The sequence below is a fragment of the Mesorhizobium sp. M1004 genome (assembly GCF_040318795.1).
Taxonomy (GTDB): domain Bacteria; phylum Pseudomonadota; class Alphaproteobacteria; order Rhizobiales; family Rhizobiaceae; genus Mesorhizobium.
In genome coordinates this window covers 12770-34876 of sequence record NZ_JAMYNB010000010.1, presented here as the reverse complement: position 1 = coordinate 34876, position 22107 = coordinate 12770, and the positions used below count along the sequence as shown (strand labels likewise).

Here is a 22107-nt window from a genome sequence, read left to right as displayed (position 1 = left end):
CGAGCCAAAAACCTCCGGCTCAAGGATATAGACTTCCATCGCCCCCGCGCAACCCGGCGTCTGTGCCAGATCGCCCGGCCTTTTCCTTTGCGCCATGGGCTGCATGCGTCTACAAGCCGCCGACGCAACCATAAAAGAACAGAAAGAGGCCTCGATGCGCCCTTCCAAACGCCAAGCCGACGAAATGCGCGCCATCTCCTTCGAGCGCGGCGTCTCCAAACACGCCGAAGGCTCGTGCCTGGTGAAATTCGGCGACACGCATGTGTTGTGCACGGCGAGCCTGGAGGAAAAGGTGCCGGGCTGGATGCGCAATTCCGGCAAGGGCTGGGTGACGGCGGAATACGGCATGCTGCCGCGTTCGACCGGCGAGCGCATGCGCCGTGAAGCTTCGGCCGGCAAGCAAGGCGGCCGCACGCTCGAAATCCAGCGGCTGATCGGCCGCTCCTTGCGCGCCGTTGTCGACCTGCAGGCACTGGGCGAACAGCAGATCACCGTCGACTGCGACGTCATCCAGGCCGATGGCGGCACCCGCACGGCCTCGATCACCGGCGGCTGGGTGGCGCTCTACGATTGCCTGCGCTGGATGGAAGCGCGGCAGATGGCCAGTGTTGCCAAGGTGCTGAAGGACCATGTCGCGGCAATTTCCTGCGGCATCCACGACGGCAAGCCGGTCATCGACCTCGACTATATCGAGGATTCGTCTGCCGGCACCGACGCCAATTTCGTCATGACCGGCAAGGGCGGCATCGTCGAGATCCAGGGCACCGCCGAGGGCGAGCCGTTCTCGGAAGGTCAGTTCGCGGAGCTGATGGGGTTGGCCAAGAAGGGCATTCAGCGGCTGGTGAGCTTGCAGCAGATGGCTGTGGCCTGATTGAATTTAACGTGATGACGTCGGCGATCCTTCACACCCCCCTCTGGCCTGCCGGCCATCTCCCCCGCAAGGGGGGAGATCAGAGGTCGCTGCCGTTTTCGCCAACCATCAACGTTGAGACGCCGCCAGCGGAACTGCCAATCTCCCCCCTTGCGGGGGAGATGCCCGGCAGGGCAGAGGGGGGTGCCTGATGCAACCCTCCGCTATTCTTGAGTCAGCGCTTTACGTCACGGATCTCGCCGCTGCCGAAGCCTTCTACTCCAACGTCCTCGGCCTCCCTCTCCTCGGCAAGGTCGACGGCCGCCATCTCTTCTTCCGCTGCGGCCCGGGCGTGCTGCTGGTCTTCAACGCCGAAGCCACCAAAATCCCGCCGGCGCCCGATGCGCGGCTGAAAGTGCCGCCACATGGCACGGTCGGCGAGGGCCATCTCTGCTTTGCCGCAAGTGCGGATGAACTCGCACAGTGGAAGGCGCAACTTGAGGCGAAAAACATCGCCATCGAAAGCGAATTCGAATGGCCGCAGGGCGGGCGCTCGATCTACATACGCGACCCCTCGGGCAATTCGATCGAATTCGCCGAGCCAAGGATCTGGGGCCTTTGATGCATTCTCTCGATGGAAAGAAGATCGTCGTTGCCAGCCACAATGAAGGCAAGCTGCGCGAATTCGCCGACTTGATGGGTCCGTTCGGCTTCGAGGCGAAGTCGGCCAAGGACTACGGCCTGCCGGAACCGGAGGAGACCGGCACCACCTTCGAGGAAAACGCCTACATCAAGGCCTTCGCCGCGGCTAAGGCGACCGGCCTGCCGGCGCTGTCGGACGATTCGGGCCTGTGCGTCGACGCGCTCGACGGCGCTCCCGGCGTCTACACCGCCAATTGGGCCGAAGCTCCCGATGGCAGCCGCGACTTCGGCATGGCCATGCAGCGCACCGAAGTGGCCTTGCAGGAGGTCGGCGCCGCCGAGCCAGCGCAGCGCAAGGGGCGGTTCGTCGCCGTCATCTGCCTGGCCTTCCCCGATGGCGAGGCTGAGTATTATCGCGGCGAAGCTGAGGGAACGCTGGTGTGGCCGCCGCGCGGCGAACTCGGCTTCGGCTACGACCCGGTGTTTTTGCCCGACGGTTTCGACAAGACGTTCGGCGAGATGAGCGCTGAGGAAAAACACGGCTGGAAGCCCGGTCAGCCGACGGCGCTGTCGCACCGCGCCCGCGCCTTCCAGAAATTCGCCCGCGCCAGGTTAGGCTCAGCTTAATGTCGCTGGACCGCAGCCCGGGCTTCGGCGTCTACATCCACTGGCCGTTCTGCGCGGCCAAATGCCCGTATTGCGACTTCAACAGCCATGTCCGTCACCAGCCGGTCGACCAGGAGCGCTTTGCCCGCGCCTTCGAGACCGAGCTGAAGACGATGCGCGAGCGGACCGGGGCGCGCGAGGTGACCAGCATCTTTCTCGGCGGCGGCACACCGTCGCTGATGCAGCCGCAGACGGTGGCGGCGGTGCTGGACGCCGTGGCGAAGAACTGGACGGTGCCCGACGGCATCGAGGTGACGCTGGAGGCCAATCCATCCTCGGTCGAGGCCGAGCGCTTTCGCGGCTACCGAGCCGCCGGCGTCAACCGCGTCTCGCTCGGCGTGCAGGCGCTGAACGACAAGGATCTGCGCTTTCTCGGCCGACTGCACAATGTCGACGAGGCGCTGCATGCCATCGGGCTGGCACGCGAAATCTTTCCGCGCCTCTCCTTCGACCTGATCTACGCCCGCCCCGGCCAGACGCTGGACGACTGGCAGGCGGAGCTCGAACAGGCGATCGGCCATGCCGCCGACCATCTGTCGCTCTACCAGCTGACCATCGAGGAAGGCACGCCGTTCCATGCGCTGCATGCGGCGCACAAGTTTACCATTCCCGACAATGACCGGGCCGCCGATCTCTATGCGCTGACTCAGGAGGTCACCGCAGCGCATGGCCTGCCGGCCTATGAGATTTCCAACCACGCCAGGCCGGGCGCCGAGAGCCGGCACAATCTGACCTATTGGCGGTATGGCGAATATGTCGGCGTCGGACCGGGCGCGCATGGCCGCTTTATCGAGAACGGCCACCGTGTTGTGACGATCGCCGAGCGGATGCCGGAGACCTGGGCCAATCTGGTGGAGGCCAGGGGCCATGGCGTCACCGGCGGCGAGATCCTGACGCGCTCCGAAGAGGCCGACGAGTTCCTGCTGATGGGGCTGAGGTTGGCCGAAGGCATCGACCTTTCCCGCTACGAGGCGTTTTCCGGGCGCGGCCTGTCGAGCGCCCGGCTGACCGTGCTGCAGGATGAGGGGCTGGTGGCGCCGATCGGCAATGCCAGGCTACGCGCCACGCCAGCCGGCATGATCGTGCTCGATGCCGTGGTGGCGGATTTGGCGCGGTAGATCGCGATGAAGAACGTGCTGTTCGTCTGCAGCCAGAACCGCTTGCGCAGCCCGACCGCCGAGCAGGTGTTCTCCAAACGTAGGGATATCGAGGTCGCGTCGGCCGGCACCAACCACGACGCCCACACGCCGCTGACGCATGAGCTGGTCGCCTGGGCCGACATCGTCTTCGTGATGGAAAAGGCGCACCGCACCAAGCTGCAGAAGAAATTCAAGGAGAGCCTGAAGAAGGCCCGCGTCATCTGCCTCGACATCCCGGATGATTACGGATTCATGGATCCGGAGTTGGTGCGATTGCTGGAGGTGAGGGTGACGCGATACCTGGGCTGACTGATGTGGTTGGGGCGTTCCACGCCCGCGTTCGCCATCCTCGGGCTTCACCCGGGATTTGCCGCGAGGTTAAGGCGCTGCAGCGGTTCAGAATTCTGCGCCGCTGCATCCTTCGGCAGAGGTCACGGAATGGATCATAGGGTCTGCGCCGCGTCACTTCGCTCCTTGCTTCGCCCTAGGATGACGATGTTGCACCGATCGACAAACTAAGCGTCGTGCTTGAAGCGGCGCTTGCCGCGGTGTTTCTCGGCATGCGCCTCTCCGGTCCGGGCCGGCTTGGCGTCGCTCTTGTCCCGGCGGACGCTGTTCTGGTCGTTCATCGGATGCGGCGGCGCGCCTTCGCGGGCGCTCTTCGTTTCAAGACGGGTGATGAAGATATCGAAACGATTGGGCATCGTACGGTCAGTGCTCCGTCGTGCTGTCCGGTTTGTTGTCCGAAAGCCTGACATTCGTCGGCAAGGCGGTGGCCGCCCGACTGGCCAGGCCGGTGTCGCTTTCGGCGAGCGCACGCTTGCCCTTTCGCGCAGTGAAGCGCTTGCGCTCGGCATAATAGGGCTCGAAAACGTCCTGCAATTCCAGGCTGTCCATCCTGTCCTCCTCCTCAAGAGACTCAGGTATTCAATCCGCCAGCCACGCTTTCGTTCCCCACTGTGGCAAAGACATGGCCGCCGGGTTACATCGGCGTCAGGTTTGGCTCGATGTTCGGGAGTTTTGCAACCCGGCGCGCGCCGTGCCAAACAGGGCGAAATGGAGAGACCCCGGTGACCGGCGAGAAGCGCAGCTATGTGATCGGGCAGACCGAGATCGCGGTCCGGTCGCTGGCGCCGGCGCTGTATCTGGTGGCGACGCCGATCGGCAACCTCTCCGACATCACGCTGCGCGCGCTGGAGACGCTCGCCGCCGCCGACATCGTCGCCTGCGAGGACACTCGCGTCTCGCGCGTGTTGCTCGATCGCTACGGCATCCGGCGGCGCACCACCGCTTATCACGAGCACAACGCCGGCGAGGCCGGGCCGAAGCTGATCGCGGCACTCGAGGCCGGGCAGAGCGTGGCGCTGATTTCGGATGCCGGCACGCCGCTGATCTCCGACCCAGGCTACCGGCTGGTCGGCGAAGCGCTGGAGCGCGGCCTGCGCGTGGTGCCGATCCCCGGCCCATCGGCGCCGCTGGCGGCGCTGACGGCGTCGGGCCTGCCGTCCGACGCCTTCCTGTTTGCCGGGTTTCTGCCGGTGAAATCAGGGCAGCGGATGACAAAGCTGGAAACGTTCAGGGCGGTGCCGGCAACGCTGATCTTCTTCGAGTCGCCACGCCGGCTGGCCGAAACGCTGGTCGCCATGGTCGAGGCGTTGGGCGGCGCGCGCAAGGCCGCCATCGGCCGCGAGCTGACCAAGACTTTCGAAGAGATGCGGACGGGAACGCTGCAGGCGCTGGCCGATTATTATGCGGCGGCCGATACGCCGAAGGGCGAAATCGTCATCTGCGTCGGGCCCGCCGAGATCAAGGCCGACCAACCCGCCGACATCGACAGGCTGCTGCTGTCGCTGGCCGCCGAAATGCCGGCGTCCAAGGCGGCGGCGGAGGCGGCGAAGATGACCGGCGGGCAGAAGCAGGCGCTTTACCGGCGGCTGCTGGAACTCAGGGATGCGGTTGGAGAAGGCGAAGGTGGCTGAGCGCCCGGCCGCCAGCCGCCAAAAAGCCTATCGGCGCGGCCATCGCGGCGAGTGGCTGGCGGCAGCGGCGCTGATGCTGAAAGGTTATCGCATCCTCGCCCGCCGGCATCGCACCCGCTTCGGCGAGATCGACCTGATCGCCAGGCGCGGCGACCTGGTGCTGTTCGTCGAGGTCAAGGCGCGGCGCACGCTGATGGAAGCGATGGAGGCGATCGGCCACGAATCGGAGCGCCGCATCGAGGGCGCCGCCGACATCTGGCTGTCGCGGCAGCCGGACTACGGCAGATTGTCGATGCGCTTCGACATGATCGCGGTGCTGCCCTGGCGCTGGCCGGTGCATGTCGAGAACGCGTTTTTTGGGAGGAGTTAGCGGCCTTTACCCTCCCCCTTGTGGGGAGGGTCGGTGAGCAAGCGACCCGAAGCGTCGTTGGCGAAACGGGGCGGGGGCGTGGCGCCCCCACCCCGATCCGCTTTGCGGATCGACTGACCGGGGCGAGCCGCCTGTCTCGCCCGTCCTTCGGACCCCCACAAGGGGGAGGGTAAAGCTCACCCCCAAATGAAAAGCGCCACCAACCCAACCGCTCCCACCACCAGGCGCCACCAGCCGAACAGCGAATAGCCGTTGCGCGAGACGTAATCGAGCAGGAAGCGGACGACGATCAGCGCGGTAAGGAAGGCGGCGATGAAGCCGATAGCGATGATCGGCAGGTCGGCGCTGCTCAGCACGTTGCGGTTCTTGAACAGATCGAAGGCGAAGGCGCCGACCATGGTCGGGATGGCGAGGAAGAAGGAGAATTCCGCCGCCGCGCGCTTGTCGACGCCCAGCAGCAGCGCGCCGACGATGGTCGAGCCGGAGCGCGACGTGCCGGGGATCAGCGACAGGCACTGGAACAGGCCGATCTGCAGGTAAAGCCTTGTCGGGAAGCGCTCGACGTCACGGTAGACCGGCTGCAGCTTCATGCGGTCGACGACCAAGAGCACGACGCCGCCGATGATCAGCATGATGCAGATCAGCCTTGGCGATTCGAACAGCACCGTCTTGATGAAATCATGCGCCAGCGCGCCGATGATGGCGGCCGGCAGGAAGGCAATCAGGATGCCGATGACGAAATGCCGCGTCAGCCGATCATGCGGCAGGTCGAGCAGCATCTGCCACAGACGGCGGAAATAGACGCTGAGGATCGCCAGGATGGCGCCGAGCTGGATCAGGATCTCGAACGCCTTGCCGGTGGAATGGAAGCCGAGGAAATGGCCGGCGAGCAGGATATGGCCGGTCGAGGAGACCGGGATGAACTCGGTCAGCCCCTCCAGCAGGCCGAGCAGCAGGGCTTCGACGATGGTGTGGCTATCCATGGCAACCTCGGCATTCAAGGGACGGAAGGAAACGGCTGGCAAAAGGGCTTGCTTGTCACGGCGCGGAAGTCCCCCTATAGGTCGCAGCACCGTGACGGCCGCATGACGGGCCGCCAAGACTTACCGGTGCGGACGGCGATTCGCCAGTGCGCCTTAATATCGCGGAATCATGCTGACGCTTTTCCATCACCCGATGTTCGCCACCTGCCGCTTCGTGCGCCTCGCCTTCGGCGAATATGGCGAGGAGCTGGCGCTGATCGAGGAAAAACCGTGGACGCGGCGCAAGGAGTTTTTGGCGCTGAACCCCGCCGGCACCTTGCCTATCCTGCTGGCCGAAGGCGACGTGCCGATCGTCGGCGCCATGGTGATCGCTGAATATCTCGACGAAACACGTGGTGTCCTGAAGCGCGACAAGCGCCTGTTTGCGGAAGACCCGATGCAGCGCGCCGAAATCCGCCGCCTGACCGACTGGTATCTCAACAAGGCCGAGAGCGAAGTGACCCGGCATCTGGTGCGCGAGCGCGTGCTGAAGCCGGTGATGCCGGAAACGGCGGGCGGCGGTTCCCCCGATTCGGCGGCGATCCGCGCGGCGCGCGCCAACATTCGCCAGCACATGAAGTACACCAACTGGCTGGCCGGCACCCGTCATTGGCTGGCCGGCAGCAAGGTCACCTATGCCGACCTGGCGGCAGCGGCGACGCTGTCGGTGCTGGATTATCTCGGCGAGATCGATTGGCGCGAGCATGCCGCGGCGCGCGAATGGTACACGCGGGTGAAATCGCGGCCGTCGTTCCGGCCGCTGCTCTCCGACCGGGTTCGCGGCCTGTCGCCGGTTTCGCATTATGCGGACCTCGACTTCTAGAAGCCAAACCCTGCGCGCGCTGATCGACGCCGAGGCGCGGCGCGCCGGCTTCGATGCGGTTGCCGTCACCACGCCTGACGCGATCCCGCTGGCGCCTGCCAGATTGGCAGAATTCGTCGCCGATGGTTTTCACGGTTCGATGGCGTGGATTGCGGAGACGCTTCAACGCCGCAGCGAGCCTTCGACGCTGTGGCCCGAGGTGCGCTCGATCATCGTGCTGGCAATGAATTACGGCCCCGACCACGATCCGCGTGCGCTGCAGGCAAGGCGCGATCTCGGCGCGATCTCGGTCTATGCGCAAAACCGCGACTATCACGAGGTGATGAAGGGCCGGCTGAAGGAGATCGCCGGCAAGATCGTCGCGCGGGCCGGCGGCGACGTGAAGGTTTTCGTCGATACGGCGCCCGTGATGGAAAAGCCGCTGGCTGAGGCCGCCGGGCTCGGCTGGCAAGGCAAGCACACCAATCTGGTCAGCCGCGAGCACGGCTCCTGGCTGTTTCTCGGCACCATCTTCACCACGGCGGAGCTCACGCCAGATTCGACCGAGGTAGACCATTGCGGTTCCTGCCGCGCCTGTCTCGACGCCTGCCCGACCGATGCCTTTCCGGCGCCCTATCGGCTCGATGCCAGGCGCTGCATCTCCTACCTGACCATCGAGAACAAGGGGCCGATCCCGCAAGAATTCCGCGAAAAGATCGGCAACCGCATCTATGGCTGCGACGATTGTCTCGCCGCCTGCCCGTGGAACAAGTTCGCCCGCGCCGCCTCGGAGGCCAAGCTCGCCGCGCGCGATGAACTGCGCGAACCGCCGCTGGCGGAACTGTTGCAGCTGGACGACACGGCGTTCCGGACCTTTTTCTCCGGCTCGCCGATCAAGCGCATCGGCCGCGACCGCTTTGTCCGCAATGTGCTGACCGCCGCCGGCAATTCCGGCGATGTTTCGCTGGCCGGCCCGGTGCGCGATCTGCTTGGCGATGCCTCGCCGCTGGTGCGCGGCGCGGCGATCTGGGCGCTGGCGCGGCTGGTGACGGCCGCCGAATTCAACGGGCAGGCGGCGGTCTACTTGAAAACCGAAACCGACACTACAGTGCAGGACGAATGGCTGTCCGCATTGCCAATCGAGGCGCATGCATGAGCGAAAAACAGGTTTTTATCTTCGGCGCCGGCTATTCGGGCAAAGCCTTTGCACGGGCCAATGCGGAGGCGATTACGATCTTCGGCACCACGCGCTCATCGGAAAAATTCGACGCGCTGCGGCAGGTCGGCATCGCGCCGCTGCTGTTCGACGGCGCCCTGACCCCTGAAATCGGCGATGCGCTGGAAAAGACCACCCATCTCGTCGTCTCGGTGGCACCGGAGGAGGCCGGCGACCCTGTGCTTCTCGCCGCGCGCAAGGCGATCGAGGCGATGCCGGCGCTTCGCTGGATCGGCTATCTCTCGACCGTCGGCGTCTATGGCAATTATGACGGTGCCTGGGTCGATGAAACGGCCGAATGCCGGCCGGTGTCGAAACGCTCGTCGATGCGAGTGGCGGCCGAGCGGGGCTGGCTGCAGCTTGGACTCGAGACCGGCAAGCCGGTGGCCATCCTGCGGCTTTCCGGCATTTACGGGCCGGGTCGCAACGCGCTGGTCAATCTGGAAAACGGCACGGCCAGGCGGCTGGTCAAGCCCGACCAGGTGTTCAACCGCATCCATTGCGACGACATCGCCGGCGCGCTCTGGCACCTCATCGGTGGCAATAGAGGCGGCATTTTCAACATCACCGATGACGAGCCGGCGCCGCCGCAGGATGTCGTCACCTATGCCGCTTCGCTGATGGGCGTCGAGCCGCCGCCGGAGATTCCTTTCGAGACCGCCCAACTTTCGCCCATGGCGCGGTCCTTCTATGGCGAGAACAAGCGCGTCGCCAACGCCGCGATCAAGGCAGCGGGCTACCGGTTCCGCTATCCGGACTACCGCCAGGCGTTCGATCGGATGTGGGCCGACGGCAGCTGGCGCGACGGCGAGCCGCGCAGCCCGATGAAGGTAGATAATCGAAACGCGAGCCCGAGGGTGATATGATTCGATTGTGTTGCGGACTTTTGCAGTGGGGTTCATGACGATTTCGATGCGATCCTTGACCGGCAGACGGCCGTTCCTGACGGCGGCGCTGGCGACCGTGGCGCTGGCCGGGCTGGTGGCGGGCGCAATCACGGCCGAGCCACGGGCAAAAGACCTGTTCGGCGCCAAGAAGCTACCGGCGGTGGCTGCGGCGCAATCCTTCGGCTTCTATTCAAAGGGCTGCTTCACCGGCGGCGTCGCCATTCCGATGGACGGCCAGAACTGGGAGGTGATGCGTCCCTCGCGCAACCGGCGCTGGGGTCATCCAACGATGATTGCGCTGATCGAGAAGCTGTCGCGCGATGCCGCCGCCGACGGCTGGCCGGGGCTTCTGATCGGCGACATTTCGCAGCCGCGCGGCGGCCCGATGCTGACCGGGCACGCCTCGCACCAGATCGGCCTCGACGCCGACATCTGGCTGACGCCGATGCCCGACCGCAAGCTTACGACCCAGGAGCGCGAAAACATCAGCGCCACGCTGATGGTCGACGACAAGACGCATCTGGTGAAGGACAGGCTGTGGAAGCCGATACATACCAAGCTGTTGAAGCGCGCCGCGAGCTATCCGGAAGTCGAGCGCATCCTGGTCAATCCAGGCATCAAGAAGAAGCTGTGCGACACCGTCACCGGCGACCGTACCTGGCTGAGAAAAATCCGGCCGTTCTGGGGCCATGACTATCATTTCCACATCCGCATCGGCTGCCAGCCGGGTTCGCCCAACTGCAAGGGACAGGAAGCGACGCCCGACGATGACGGCTGCGGCAAGCCGCTGGCCTGGTGGTTTACCGAGGAGCCGTGGCGCCCCAACAAGAACCCGGATGCGCCCAAGGCGCGCGACCTGATGACGATGGCGAACCTGCCGAAACAATGCCAGTTCGTGCTTGACCAGCCCGACGCGGACTCGGCCGAAGCCGTCACCTATCGCGGCGGCGGCGTGCCAATCGCCGCCAGGGCGCCGGAACCCGACGCGCCTCCGCCTATTGCGGGCAATGCGGGCGGCTTGCCAAACGCAGCCAACGCCTTCACCGCCACGCCGGAGATCGGCATTCCCCTGCCAAGGCGACGGCCGCCGGCAAACGTCGGACAGTGATGGCGAACTGACGCTTTCCCTTTCCGGGGCCATGCGCTAGTCAATCGATTGAACACCGGGCGATTGAAACGGTCACAACGGCGCCGCAAAGGGGACGAGCAAGAGCATGTCAGGCGACGACGACACCGCGTTGCGGTTTCCAGTGCTGATCGGCGACATCGGCGGCACCAATGCGCGCTTTTCGATCGTGCTCGACGCAAATTCGGAAGCCGGTGAGCCGCATATCGTGCAAACCGCCAATTTCGCCACCATAGACGAGGCGATCCAGGCGGCGGTGCTCGACCGGTCGTCCATCCGGCCGAATTCGGCAGTGCTGGCCATCGCCGGACCAGTCGATGGCGACGAGATCCCGCTTACCAATTGTCCCTGGGTGGTGAAGCCGAAGCAGATGTTTGCCAATCTGGGCCTGGGCGACATCGTCGTGCTCAACGATTTCGAGGCGCAGGCGCTGGCCGTCGTGGCGCTCGGCGAAGAACACATGGAAAAGATCGGCGGCGGCACGCCGGAGGAGAATGCCGGGCGTGTCGTGCTCGGTCCCGGCACCGGCCTCGGCGTGGCCGGGTTGGTTCATGCCCTCCACCACTGGATACCGGTGCCTGGCGAAGGCGGCCACATGGATATCGGTCCGCGGACGCCGCGCGATTTCGAGGTGTTCCCGCATATCGAAAAGCTGGACGGCCGCATTTCGGGCGAGCAGATCCTGTGCGGGCGCGGTCTGGTCAATGTCTACCGGGCGGTCGCCAAGGCCGACGGCAAGCCGGCGCCGTTCACCACGCCGGCCGAAATCACCGGGGCGGCCCTGGCCAAGACCGATGCGGCCGCCGAGGAAGCGCTGGCGCTGTTCGTCACCTGCCTCGGCCGCACCGCCGGCGACCTCGCGCTGGTGTTCATGAGCCGCGGCGGCGTGTTTTTGACCGGCGGCATCGCGCAAAAGATCGTGCCCGCGCTGAAGGAAGGCAATTTCCGCGCCGCCTTCGAGGACAAGGCGCCGCACAGCGCGCTGATGGCCTCGATGCCGGTCTATGTCATCACCCACCCGCTGGCGGCACTTCTGGGCCTTGCCGCCTATGCCCGCAACCCTTCGCTGTTCGGCGTCCAGACCGCGGGGCGGCGCTGGCGGGCATGATCCATTTCGTCCCGAAAACGGGTATTTTCTTGGAAATGGCTGCCGCTTTCGTGACCCCAACCTCGGGCCGCGACGAAGTTTCGCCATAGGCAAGCCGTAGCCGGGGCGCTAAGAGGGGCCGAATTCCAGCCTGGCATCCCTAGGGCCGGATGATTTCAGATCGAATCGACCTGAAATCTGAATCCGGCTCTAAATCAAAGAGATAGAGCATGATGTCGTCCGAAAACCGCTTCACACTTTTCGGCATCATGCTCTAGCAAACCACGAAGCGCCCGCGATTTGACCGCTCAAAGTCCACTCAAACTGAAAGTCCAGCCAGCTGAGGTCACTGCGGTGCTGCGCCGCATCCTGGCCGAAAATGGTAGTGAATATCGCTGGACCTATGTCGTTGCCGTCGGCTGCCTGCTGATTGTTTCCGCCACCACCGCCTTCACGGCGTGGATCATGGCCCCGATGATCAACGAGATCTTCTACGAACGACGCGGCGACATGATCGTCTGGATCTGCGCCGGGTTCATGGCCGCCTCCGTGCTGCGCGGCTTCGCCGGTTACGGCCAGGCGGTCGCGTTGGCCAAGATCGGCAACAATCTGGTCGCCCGCTACCAGAAGCGCAGCTTCGACCATCTGATGAAGCTCGGCGTCGACTTCTTCAACGATACGCGTTCCGGTCGGCTGGCGGCACAGGTCAACGAGAATGTCGGCGGCGTTCGCGATCTGCTGTCGCTGACGCTGACCTCCATCAGCCGCGACGCGGTCTCGCTGATCGCCCTCGTTGGCGTCATGATCTACCAGGATCCGGTGTTGTCGCTCAGCTCGCTGCTGATCGGGCCGCCGCTGATCTGGGCCGTCGTCTACATCACCCGCCGATTGCGGCGCATCAACCGGGAATCGGTGCTGATCAACTCGCGGCTGAACGGGTCCGTACAGGAGGCCACGCAAGGCATCGCCATCGTCAAGGCCTTCACCCTGGAAGCCGAGCTGGCGCGCCGGATCGGCATCATGGCCGATACGGCCGAGCAGCGTAACAACAAGATCGCCCGGGTCGCGGAGCGGCTGTCGCCGATTTCCGAGATTTTGGGCGGTCTCGCCATTACCTCCGTCCTTGCCTATTCCGGCTACCGGGCGCTGGTGCTCGGACAACCACCAGGCGCTGTGTTTTCCTTCATCACCGCGCTGATCATGGCCTACGATCCGGCACGGCGCCTGGCTCGTACGCAGGTCGGTATGGAACGTGCCCTGGTCAACGCCCGGATGATTTACGAGCTGCTCGACCTGGAGCCTAAACAGGGCGATGCGCCCGACGCGGTCGAAGCCAGGATCACCACCGGCGAGGTTCGCTTCGACAATGTGACGTTCGGCTACAGCGCCGACATGCCGGTGATCAGGAACCTGAGTTTCACCGCCGCGGCCGGCAAGGTTACGGCGGTGGTCGGGGCCTCGGGTGCCGGCAAGACGACGCTCGTGGCGCTGCTGCAGCGCTTCTACGATGTCGACAAGGGTTCGATCGAGATCGATGGCCAGGACATTTCCAAAGTCACCAAGCACTCGCTGCGCGGCTCGATCGCCTATGTCTCTCAGGCGCCCTATCTGTTCGAAGGCAGCATACGCGACAACATCCGTTTTGGCCGACTTTCGGCGACCGACGCCGAGATCGAGCGGGCGGCGGTGCTGGCGGCGGCCGACGAGTTCATCCGTCAGCAGCCGCAGGGCTACGACACGCCCGTCGGCGAGGGCGGCTCGACACTTTCCGGCGGCCAGCGCCAGCGCGTCTCGATTGCGCGGGCGATCGTGCGCAACGCGCCGATCCTTTTGCTCGACGAAGCGACCTCGGCGCTCGACAACGAGGCCGAGGCGCGCGTCCAGGAGGCGCTGACCCATGTGATGGAAGGGCGCACCACCATCGTGATAGCGCATCGCCTGTCGACGGTCGTCAACGCCGACCACATTATCGTGCTTGAAGAGGGGCGCCTGGTCGAGGAAGGCACCCATGCCGCACTGATGGCCGATCCAAACAGTGTCTACGCCCGCTTCCACCGCATTCAAGGCAAGAACGGACTGGGGCTTGTCGACGACTCGAAGCCCGTCCAAACTCCGGTCCGGCGCAGCCGCGCCAAGAAGGCGGTGGGGAGAACAGCATGAGCGAATCCAGCGAAATGGGCCTGGTGGTGGTGGGGGCGGCCGGCCGCATGGGCCAGACGCTGATCCGCGCCATCCATTCGATCCCCGGCGCCCGCGTCGTCGGCGCGGTCGAACGAACCGGATCGCCCTATCTCGGCAGGGATGCGGGCGAGCTTGCCGGCATCGGCATCATCAATGTGACGATCGGCGACGATCCGCTGCCGGTGTTCGCCAAGGCCGACGGCGTGCTCGATTTCACCATGCCGGCAGCCACCGTCGAATTCGCAGGCTATGCCGCGCAGGCACGCATTGCCCATGTCATCGGCACCACCGGCTGCTCGGCGGAAGACGACGCCAGGATCGAGGCCGCGGCGCGCCACGCGACGATCGTCAAATCCGGCAATATGAGCCTCGGCGTCAATCTTCTGGCGGTGCTGGTCGAGCAGGCCGCGCGCGCGCTCGGTCCAGAGGATTTCGACATCGAGATCCTCGAAATGCATCACAAGCACAAGGTCGACGCGCCCTCGGGCACCGCCTTGCTGCTCGGCGAAGCGGCGGCGGCGGGACGCGGCATTTCCCTTGCCGGCAACGATGTGCGGTCACGCGACGGCCATACCGGCGTGCGCAAGCCAGGAACGATCGGCTTTGCCAGCTTGCGCGGTGGCTCGGTGGTCGGCGACCACAGCGTCATCCTGGCCGGGACCGGCGAGCGCATCACGCTGTCGCACCATGCCGAGGACCGCGCCATCTTTGCCCGCGGCGCGGTCAAGGCCGCGCTCTGGGCGCGCGGTAAAAAGCCCGGACTTTATTCCATGCGGGACGTGCTCGGCTTGAGCTAAACTATCCATAATTTTGAAGGAGCAAACATGTCGGGAACTCTCGTGCTCGTGCGCCACGGCCAGAGCGAATGGAACCTGAAGAACCTGTTCACCGGCTGGCGCGATGTCGACCTTACCGAGCAGGGCCACAAGGAGGCCAAGGAAGCCGGCCAGAAGCTCAAGGCACGCGGCTTGAAATTCGACATTGCCTTCACCTCGGCGCTGATCCGGGCGCAGAAGACCTGCCAGCACATTCTCGACGCGGTCGGCCAGAGCGATTTGAAGACGATCCGCGACCAGGCGCTGAACGAGCGCGACTACGGCGACCTCTCCGGTCTCAACAAGGACGACGCGCGTCAGAAGTGGGGCGAAGAGCAGGTGCACATCTGGCGCCGCTCCTACGACGTGCCGCCGCCCGGCGGCGAAAGCCTGAAGGACACCGGCGCCCGCGTCTGGCCCTATTATCTTCACGACATGCAGTCGCATGTGCTGAAGGGTGGCACCGTGCTGGTCGCCGCGCATGGCAATTCGCTGCGCGCACTGATCATGGCGCTGGACGGCAAGAGCGGCGAGGAGATCGTCAAGCTCGAGCTCGGCACCGGCGTCCCGGTGATCTACAAGCTCAACGCCGATTCCACTGTGGCGTCGAAGGACGTGCTGGAGGGGTGAGGTTTTCGGCCAACGCATTCGCCGAGTCGGCGCTGCCCCTAATTGCCGGGCAGTTCTCCCCGTATAGTGACGGGGAGAAAGGGCTGGCCGCAGCCTCGGCGCTCTTCTTGTGACGCAGGTGACCGGCGAAAATCATCGATGAGAGCGCCCCTCTCCCCGTCACTGTGCGGGGAGAGGATGCCGGCAGGCAGGTGAGGGGCGGCGTTGACCCCCGGGAAACTAAGCCGGCAGGCTGCGGCCCTCGAAAAAGCGCGTTGACACATATCGTTTGCCCGCTTACATGAGCCCGCACCAGCCCAGATGGCGGAATTGGTAGACGCGCACGGTTCAGGTCCGTGTTCCGCAAGGAGTGGAGGTTCGAGTCCTCTTCTGGGCACCAAATTCCCGTTTCGGATAAGTCCGAAATGATTTAGACGCGAAGCAAAAAAGCCCGGTTCCCGGGCTTTTTTGCTGATGGATGACAGATAGTCCAGCGGAGGGTCAATGCGGCGGGCGAACCGCTTTCATTGCTTCTTCTTCGAGTGTCTGGAGCTTCTCCCGAATCTCCTCCGGCTCGGCATGCTCCAAGCCGACGACATCGTTTCTGGTCTCATTCAGCGAAACGATAATCTCATCAAGCTTGGCGTGAATGGCGGCCGTGTCGCGGTAACCCTGGATCAGCACAACGCCGGTGATCACGATGGCCGCTACCGACAATGCGTAGGTGACCACATTGGTCAGGCCGAATGGCACCAACGCAGTACAGAGCAGCATGGCTACAAGAAGGACATAGAAGCCCGGTGGCCGGGATAGAAAGTCGCCCATCACAAACAGGAAGCGATTCATATCCAGGCCGCGGTCAAAAATGCAACGAGTGCGGTGACGGCTACGCAAATTGGAATTGCCGCGAGTAAGGCAGCTTCCAGGACCCAAGTTTCCTTGTCGCTAAACATCAGACATCCTCCCGTTGAGAAAAGGCTGCCCGTAGACTTTCACAGGGCAGCCACAGCCCGCCGCTCCAGACCGGAGCGGCGGGCTCGCGCGTTATTCGATGATCTGCACGACCTTGCGCGTGTCGGGATCGACGAGAACCGCATGATCTCCGACAACCGTATACTTGTAGCGGACATCCGGAACGTCGATTGCGTGGAGCTCGACAGTGTCTGGAAGTGCCGTGCCGACATTGAGTTCGACGCCGAGCAAACTGACTGAGGCCAGCTTCTGCTTATGGATATATTCGCGAATGACCGTCTGTTGTTCGGGCTTGATAACAATAACATCCTCGGCAAACGAGGTGCCGATGCCCGCCATAAGGACGAGGGCGCCGGCGGCGCTGACGAAATATCTGGTCATGGGAATTTCCTTTCATAGGTCAGTTTCAAGGCGTGGATACGACCAGATCAGCCGCCACTCGCAGGGGCTGGGGCAGGTGCCGCAGGCTTTGCGGGTGCAGCCGGAGCTTCCACCTTTGGCGCTTCAACCTTGACGTTGATATCATTGCCGCCGTCGCCGCGGATATTGATGACGCCGGTAAAAATAAGCAATACTACGACTGCAATAAGTGCAAGAACAACAGCAATTGCAGTGCCGCCCCCACCACCAGAATTAACAACAGTTGGGCCGTCGGCCATGTGTTCCTCTCCTGTTTTATTTAGTTGCATTTGGGAAACGCCTGCCCCGCTTGAACGTTCCGCCTCGGGACTTGGGTCTTAGCTGATATCCGACTTTGGTCTGGTTCGCCGCGGACTGAAGTCACAGGAACAATCTGGCTGATCTCAAGTTCGGTCCCTCGGCGAACAGGCGTGGTGCCGTCGCCGGATTACGCGAGGAGAAAACCATGAAAATCCACTTTGCAAGTGCCGCTGCAGGCTTGTTGCTTTTGGCTGGGGTCGGCGCCGCCGCAGCTCAGGATGTCGTCATCACACCGGAGCAGGATACGGTCGTCCGCGAATACGTAAAAAAGCAGCCGCTGGCTTCGGTGAAGATCCCGGGCGTGGAGCTGAACGTCGGCAGTGCCTTGCCTGATACGGTCGAGCTGCACGAAGTTCCCAACGTCAAATACCGCTACGTCGTGGTCGACAACCGCACCGTCCTGGTCGATCCCAGCACCCGGAAAATTGTGAAGGTCTACGACTGATCGAATAGCTGCCGCCCGCCGCCGGCCATGGCGGCGGGCAGCGGATTTCACATTGCGCTCCAGGATGATCGAAGATGATCGATGACGTCGAGACATCGCCAGCCCTTGATACCCGCTTGGGTTCTCTCAGGGCGAGAATGCGCGATGCGCGCATAACAGAGGCCGACATGAAGACCTTTCAGAAAGTCGCATCCATCATGGTTGGCGGCAGTGGCCGCATCAGTGGCGATGACCTGATTGCAGCGTCGTTCGTCCTCGAGGACCAGCCGGAAGGCTTGTGAGGCGGAGTACTCACGTGTGCAGGCTCCCGCAACGCTGATCCCAAGTGTTCTGGTGCTGAACACATTCCTGCTACGGGCCGGCGTCGAAGGCGTGCCCGCTGGCGAGGTCGCGTCGCGCTCAAGCATCGTCCAGAACACCATGTCGCAGCATGTGAAGATACCCGGCCATGCTAGCCGAAGCCGGCGCCGTAGAAAATCAGCGCGGCCGGCAGAACCGGCAGGCCGGTCCAGAGCGTCGCCACGCCTATGGTCACAAATGTCACCGAGGCCAGTTTGGTCCAGATCCGATGATGGCAGCGAGCGATCGCCATATCGACCGTACGGGCGCCGGCCTGGGAAGGACCCACCAGCGCGCCAAGGCCGACCGCCGCGCCCAGCGTGGTCGGCGCGCTGTTTGCCCTGCAACGCGGGGCTATGGGCATGCTCGCACAAGTTAGCTCCAATTTGAGGCACGGCGTGAAGTCTCGGTCCTTGCCCCGCGATGGCGAGGTACGAAGTCAAAAGCGGTCAATGTGATTAGCGATCTACAGTCGATTTCAGCCGCCTTCGGATGATAGCGCCGCAATCACGAGATTTGTCGATAATAATCGATATTAGGCTGTATTCGCGACTATTCGATCGCTCTTCCATAGTGGGCGATAGATAAAATTGGAAATGACATCCCAGATCTGAGGAGGTCAAGGCCTTGGGGCCGGCATCAGCATGATTGAACCGCAGCCACCGCAAGTTGACAGCGATCATCGGGCGGATCTGGTTTGGTACGAAGTCTTAATACGTCTCACCTAAGGTCCAACTTTGACTTCGGGAGCGCGACGTTCGACAGACATATCTCCGCAGGTTACATTCGCCAGTCAGACAGCGCTCCGCACTCGAATGGATGTCTCTGAATGCCGGGCCTCACGCCTTCACGACCGCACCCGAGAACCTTGGGATGGATGGGCACGACAGCGCTCGCCATGGGTGGCAGCAATCAAAGCCTGTTTCTGATTGCCGCCCTTTTTGTCGGCCAGGGGAATATTCCCGGTCAAGGAAGCGCTGCGGTTCCTTTGCTCGTTGTTGGTCTGCTTCTAAGCTGGGCCGCCGCGCCTGCGTGGACCGAATTGGTTCTCATGTGGCCAAACCGCGTCGGCGGTATCTCTGCAGCGTGCGCCGAAGCCTTCCGACCTTACAGTCCCGTTCTCTCGGCTCTGACGGGCACCTGCTATTGGTGGGGTTGGGTGCCGACCTGCGGACTGACAGCGGTTCTTTCAGCGTCTGCAATACAGCAATGGTACCTGCCGGGCCTCCCTGTGGAGGCGGTCGCCTGCGGGCTAATCGCATTCTTTACGGCGGTCAACCTGTGTGGAATCAAGTGGGTGGTCCAACTGGCGATCCCGATCGCCACTGCCTCCGCGACGCTTGCGTTTCTCTCATCCCTCGTCCCGGTCATCAGTGGCTCGGTCGACTGGCGGCAGGCGACGGATTTTGCCCTGACCAGCCCGTTTACCGGCCTGTTCGGCGATATCACGTCGGTGATGGCGGGACTGTACCTGATCGGGTTTGCCGCACCGGCATTTGAGGCTGCAGCCTGCCATGTTGGCGAAACCATCGATCCCAACCGCAACATTCCTCTGGCGATGTGGGCCAGCGCCGCAATGGCCGGCGTCTATTTCCTGGTCCTGCCGGTTGTCTGGCTGGGTGTGCTCGGGCCGGAGCCGCTCGGCACCGACCTCGCCATAGCTCTCGGGCCCACCTTTGCGCCCTTGTTGGGGAGTTTCGGCAAGGCGGCCGCCATCTGGCTCATCATGCTGAACATGTTCCATGGAACGTTGCAGCCATTGGCAGGCGCCGCGCGGACCCTTGCGCAGCTGAGCGAAGACGGCCTGCTGCCGAGCTTCCTGGCCAGGCGCACCTCAACAGATTGTCCCTGGGCGGCAACGCTGCTCACAGCTGCCGCGGCAATCGGCTTCATGCTGTGCGGGTATCCGCTCTGGATGATCGCCGCGGCCAATTTTACGTACCTGATCAGCATCTGCATGCCAAACATCGCAGTCTGGCTCTTGCGCCGTGACAGTCCCGAAGCCGAGCGACCCTTCCGGGCTCCCAGGGGAACGATCATCCTTGGCGTAGGCGCGGCTGCAATATGGCTGTTGACCGCCATACTGGGATTTCAGCAATTTGGCCTTCCTACCGTCCTGTTCGGTCTGGCTTTGGCATATTCGGGTGCTGCGCTATACGCCTGGCGCACGATGGAGGATCGATACGCACTCGGTCTACCCTTGCTGCCACATACGCTTCACCTGAAGCTTACCGGAGCCATGCTTTTTGTGCTCGTGCTTGACGGTGCCGGCTATTTCCTGGCGATCGGCAGCGTTCCCCAAGGCGACACTTCATTGGTCGCCGCGCTGGAGGACATTTTTGTCGTTGTCGCGCTGCTGACCATCAGCGTTGGCCTGATCTTGCCGGGGATGATCACCCATTCGGCGACCGAGGTGAGCAACGCGGCAAAGCGTCTGACATCCGGAACGCTGAAGGATTTCTCTCTTGCCATGGTCGCCCTGGGGCGGGGAGACCTCGCCGCGGCGCACGCCTCCGTGAACATCATGCCGGTTACCGTAAACTCTCGTGACGAACTTGGAGAGATGGCCGAAAGCTTCAATCTGCTCCAGGACAAGGTGAGGGAAGCCGCCCACGGCCTGGACGACGCGCGCGAGAACATGAACGTAGCGCGCACCGAACTGATGGCACGGCACGAGGAAATCGCGCATCTCGCGCACCACGATCCGCTTACCGGCCTGGCGAACCGAGCCGCGCTTGCAGCACACCTGGCCACGACGCTCGAGCGCGCAAAAGCAACGCACGCCAGCTTTGCCGTCTTCAGCATCGACCTTGACCATTTTAAAGAGGCGAACGACGTTTTCGGGCACGCCGCCGGCGACGATCTGCTTTGCACCATCTCCCGGCGTCTCCAAACCGCGGCGCCCGAGGCCTTTATCGCGCGCATGGGCGGCGACGAGTTCACGGTTGTCCTGACCATGGATGACCGGTCCGCGAGTGCCAAGGATGTTGCGGACCGTCTGTTCGAATCGGCGGCAGGCAAATTCGAAATCCGGGGCCAGCACATTTCGATCGGGGTGAGCATCGGCGCGGCGATCTATCCGAAAGACGGAGAGAATGCCGCGGCGCTGATGGCAAATGCCGACGCAGCGCTCTACCGGGCCAAGGCGGACGGTCGTCGAATGGTGCAATTCTTCGATCCTGAGATGGATAGGCGGCTAAGAGAGCGCTACGCCTTGCAGCGAGATTTGCGCTCTGCGGTCGCCCATGGCGAACTTGTGCTTCATTATCAGCCGCAAGCCAGGATGGACGGCGAAATCTTCGGCTTCGAGGCACTCGCCCGATGGCACCATCCAAAGCATGGGCTCATCTCCCCAAACGCGTTTGTCTCGCTTGCCGAACAGGATGGCACGATCGTTGAGATAGGTGAATGGACGCTCAGGCAGGCGTGCAGTGACGCGGCCTCCTGGCCCTCACCGCTGCAGATCGCCGTCAACCTTTCTCCCGTGCAATTCCGTTTCGGGGACCTGGTAGGCCTCGTTCATTCTATCCTCTACGAGACCGGCCTTGCTCCGGGGCGGCTGGAACTGGAAATCACGGAAGGGGTTCTCATCCGCGACCGGGCAACCGCCTTGTCGGTTTTGCGGAGGTTGAAGGCGTTGGGCGTCAGGGTCTCGATGGATGATTTTGGCACGGGGTATGCCTCGCTGTCCTCGTTGCAGGCGTTTCCATTCGACAAGATCAAGATCGATCGCAGTTTTGTTTCGGGTGTCGGTTCGAATGTCCAATCGGCAGCCATCGTGCGCACGATACTCAGCCTGGGGAATGCGCTGGCCTTGCCTGTCATCGCGGAGGGTGTCGAAACAGAGGACGAGCGTGCCTTCCTGATGAGGGAAGGATGTCCCGAAATCCAAGGATATCTGGTGGGGCGCCCGCATCCGATAGCGCTCTACAAAGATGTGACGAATGGGATTTCGCCAGGATCTGCCTTCGGGGAGCCCAAGGATACTACCGCACCTCAGGCGCTTGGCGTAACGCGATAGCCCGGCGCCGACCGTCGGCGCGCTGCTCTTGCAGCATACTGGTGAGCGAGGACTGCTGGCGGTACTGCTCGGGCTCGCCCTTATAAAGGTCGCACTTGTCGGCGCACTGTTTGCCTTGCAGCGCGGGGCCATGTGAGGCATCCGCACGAGTTGGTGCGGGAACCAACCTGCCCTCCCGGCCAGGCGCTTAACAAACCACTTCAAACCCGGCCGTCTCGG

General features: G+C 63.4%; 24 protein-coding genes, 1 tRNA gene and 1 pseudogene. 20 read left to right on the top strand and 6 right to left on the bottom strand.

Annotated features, from left to right (window positions below; translation table 11 throughout):
* Window positions 1-154: 154 nt before the first annotated feature.
* The 6 genes and pseudogenes from rph to NKH54_RS20630 all read left to right on the top strand — a co-directional run.
* A complete protein-coding gene (gene rph, locus NKH54_RS20655; RefSeq protein ID WP_023710344.1) occupies window positions 155-871 on the top strand; it encodes a ribonuclease PH in 717 nt (238 codons plus the stop codon).
* 190 nt (window positions 872-1061) lie between these two features.
* Entirely contained in the window at window positions 1062-1472 is a 411-nt protein-coding gene (locus NKH54_RS20650; protein WP_023698063.1) for a VOC family protein, read from the top strand.
* A complete protein-coding gene (gene rdgB, locus NKH54_RS20645) occupies window positions 1472-2119 on the top strand; it encodes an RdgB/HAM1 family non-canonical purine NTP pyrophosphatase (protein WP_023710343.1) in 648 nt (215 codons plus the stop codon). The genes NKH54_RS20650 and rdgB overlap by 1 nt, the downstream gene beginning before the upstream one ends.
* The gene (gene hemW / locus NKH54_RS20640; protein ID WP_023710342.1) at window positions 2119-3276 is read left to right on the top strand and encodes a radical SAM family heme chaperone HemW; all 1158 of its coding nucleotides are present in this window, start codon (window positions 2119-2121) and stop codon (window positions 3274-3276) included. The genes rdgB and hemW overlap by 1 nt, the downstream gene beginning before the upstream one ends.
* Window positions 3277-3282: 6 nt before the next feature.
* Complete coding sequence (locus NKH54_RS20635; RefSeq protein ID WP_023702417.1) at window positions 3283-3606, top strand: low molecular weight protein tyrosine phosphatase family protein; 324 nt, start codon at window positions 3283-3285, stop codon at window positions 3604-3606.
* 188 nt (window positions 3607-3794) lie between these two features.
* Window positions 3795-3929, top strand: a pseudogene (locus tag NKH54_RS20630) (EamA family transporter); the annotation flags it as partial.
* Between the two features lie 79 nt (window positions 3930-4008).
* On the opposite strand, the gene NKH54_RS20625 reads toward NKH54_RS20630, so the two are convergent.
* Entirely contained in the window at window positions 4009-4194 is a 186-nt protein-coding gene (locus tag NKH54_RS20625) for a hypothetical protein (RefSeq protein ID WP_023687558.1), read from the bottom strand.
* Window positions 4195-4367: 173 nt separating this feature from the next.
* On the opposite strand from NKH54_RS20625, the gene rsmI reads away from it, so the two are divergent.
* Together rsmI and NKH54_RS20615 are read left to right on the top strand one after the other, a co-directional pair.
* Window positions 4368-5276, top strand: a complete 909-nt coding sequence (gene rsmI, locus NKH54_RS20620) for a 16S rRNA (cytidine(1402)-2'-O)-methyltransferase (RefSeq protein ID WP_023687559.1) — start codon at window positions 4368-4370, stop codon at window positions 5274-5276.
* Complete coding sequence (locus NKH54_RS20615; protein WP_023698068.1) at window positions 5269-5646, top strand: YraN family protein; 378 nt, start codon at window positions 5269-5271, stop codon at window positions 5644-5646. Before rsmI ends, NKH54_RS20615 begins: the two co-directional genes overlap by 8 nt.
* 176 nt (window positions 5647-5822) lie before the next feature.
* Here NKH54_RS20615 and NKH54_RS20610 read toward each other — a convergent pair whose 3' ends face one another.
* Window positions 5823-6629 carry an undecaprenyl-diphosphate phosphatase gene (locus NKH54_RS20610; protein ID WP_023687560.1) on the bottom strand — a complete coding sequence of 269 codons (807 nt, stop codon included), beginning with the start codon at window positions 6627-6629 and terminating at the stop codon, window positions 5823-5825.
* A 169-nt stretch (window positions 6630-6798) separates the two neighbouring features.
* Here NKH54_RS20610 and NKH54_RS20605 point away from each other — a divergent pair, with 169 nt between their 5' ends.
* The 9 genes from NKH54_RS20605 to NKH54_RS20565 all read left to right on the top strand — a co-directional run bounded on the left by NKH54_RS20605 (window position 6799) and on the right by NKH54_RS20565 (window position 15791).
* The gene (locus NKH54_RS20605) at window positions 6799-7491 is read left to right on the top strand and encodes a glutathione S-transferase family protein (RefSeq protein WP_023672063.1); all 693 of its coding nucleotides are present in this window, start codon (window positions 6799-6801) and stop codon (window positions 7489-7491) included.
* Window positions 7472-8626, top strand: coding sequence for a tRNA epoxyqueuosine(34) reductase QueG (gene queG / locus NKH54_RS20600; protein ID WP_023687562.1), 1155 nt, complete (start codon window positions 7472-7474; stop codon window positions 8624-8626). The genes NKH54_RS20605 and queG overlap by 20 nt, the downstream gene beginning before the upstream one ends.
* The gene (locus NKH54_RS20595) at window positions 8623-9552 is read left to right on the top strand and encodes an SDR family oxidoreductase (protein ID WP_023687563.1); all 930 of its coding nucleotides are present in this window, start codon (window positions 8623-8625) and stop codon (window positions 9550-9552) included. Before queG ends, NKH54_RS20595 begins: the two co-directional genes overlap by 4 nt.
* Before the next feature lie 46 nt (window positions 9553-9598).
* Window positions 9599-10681 (top strand): penicillin-insensitive murein endopeptidase, encoded by a 1083-nt coding sequence (mepA, locus tag NKH54_RS20590; RefSeq protein ID WP_502907556.1) that lies wholly within the window; start codon window positions 9599-9601, stop codon window positions 10679-10681.
* Window positions 10682-10787: 106 nt separating this feature from the next.
* Window positions 10788-11807 carry a glucokinase gene (locus NKH54_RS20585; protein WP_353028792.1) on the top strand — a complete coding sequence of 340 codons (1020 nt, stop codon included), beginning with the start codon at window positions 10788-10790 and terminating at the stop codon, window positions 11805-11807.
* Window positions 11808-12086: 279 nt separating this feature from the next.
* Entirely contained in the window at window positions 12087-13946 is a 1860-nt protein-coding gene (locus NKH54_RS20580; protein ID WP_023681221.1) for an ABC transporter ATP-binding protein, read from the top strand.
* Window positions 13943-14764 (top strand): 4-hydroxy-tetrahydrodipicolinate reductase, encoded by an 822-nt coding sequence (dapB, locus tag NKH54_RS20575; protein ID WP_023726737.1) that lies wholly within the window; start codon window positions 13943-13945, stop codon window positions 14762-14764. Before NKH54_RS20580 ends, dapB begins: the two co-directional genes overlap by 4 nt.
* Window positions 14765-14791: 27 nt before the next feature.
* Window positions 14792-15412: a 2,3-bisphosphoglycerate-dependent phosphoglycerate mutase gene (locus tag NKH54_RS20570; RefSeq protein ID WP_023672068.1), complete on the top strand. Its 621-nt coding sequence runs from the start codon at window positions 14792-14794 to the stop codon at window positions 15410-15412.
* Between the two features lie 294 nt (window positions 15413-15706).
* Window positions 15707-15791: transfer RNA gene (locus NKH54_RS20565), tRNA-Leu, on the top strand.
* Between the two features lie 101 nt (window positions 15792-15892).
* Here NKH54_RS20565 and NKH54_RS20560 read toward each other — a convergent pair.
* From NKH54_RS20560 to NKH54_RS20550, 3 genes are all read right to left on the bottom strand, one after another.
* Entirely contained in the window at window positions 15893-16237 is a 345-nt protein-coding gene (locus NKH54_RS20560; protein ID WP_023672069.1) for a low affinity iron permease family protein, read from the bottom strand.
* Window positions 16238-16435: 198 nt separating this feature from the next.
* A complete protein-coding gene (locus NKH54_RS20555) occupies window positions 16436-16744 on the bottom strand; it encodes a DUF1236 domain-containing protein (RefSeq protein WP_353028791.1) in 309 nt (102 codons plus the stop codon).
* 47 nt (window positions 16745-16791) lie between these two features.
* Window positions 16792-17022, bottom strand: coding sequence for a hypothetical protein (locus NKH54_RS20550; RefSeq protein ID WP_353028790.1), 231 nt, complete (start codon window positions 17020-17022; stop codon window positions 16792-16794).
* 206 nt (window positions 17023-17228) lie between these two features.
* Here NKH54_RS20550 and NKH54_RS20545 point away from each other — a divergent pair, with 206 nt between their 5' ends.
* A complete protein-coding gene (locus tag NKH54_RS20545) occupies window positions 17229-17528 on the top strand; it encodes a DUF1236 domain-containing protein (protein ID WP_023681215.1) in 300 nt (99 codons plus the stop codon).
* 74 nt (window positions 17529-17602) lie between these two features.
* A complete protein-coding gene (locus NKH54_RS20540) occupies window positions 17603-17809 on the top strand; it encodes a hypothetical protein (protein ID WP_023681214.1) in 207 nt (68 codons plus the stop codon).
* A gap of 170 nt (window positions 17810-17979) precedes the next feature.
* Here the strand turns inward: NKH54_RS20540 and NKH54_RS20535 are convergent, their stop codons facing one another.
* Window positions 17980-18231 carry a hypothetical protein gene (locus tag NKH54_RS20535; protein WP_353028789.1) on the bottom strand — a complete coding sequence of 84 codons (252 nt, stop codon included), beginning with the start codon at window positions 18229-18231 and terminating at the stop codon, window positions 17980-17982.
* A 513-nt stretch (window positions 18232-18744) separates the two neighbouring features.
* Between NKH54_RS20535 and NKH54_RS20530 the strand changes: the two genes are divergently transcribed.
* Complete coding sequence (locus tag NKH54_RS20530; RefSeq protein WP_353028788.1) at window positions 18745-21888, top strand: amino acid permease; 3144 nt, start codon at window positions 18745-18747, stop codon at window positions 21886-21888.
* The last annotated feature ends 219 nt before the right edge of the window (window positions 21889-22107 follow it).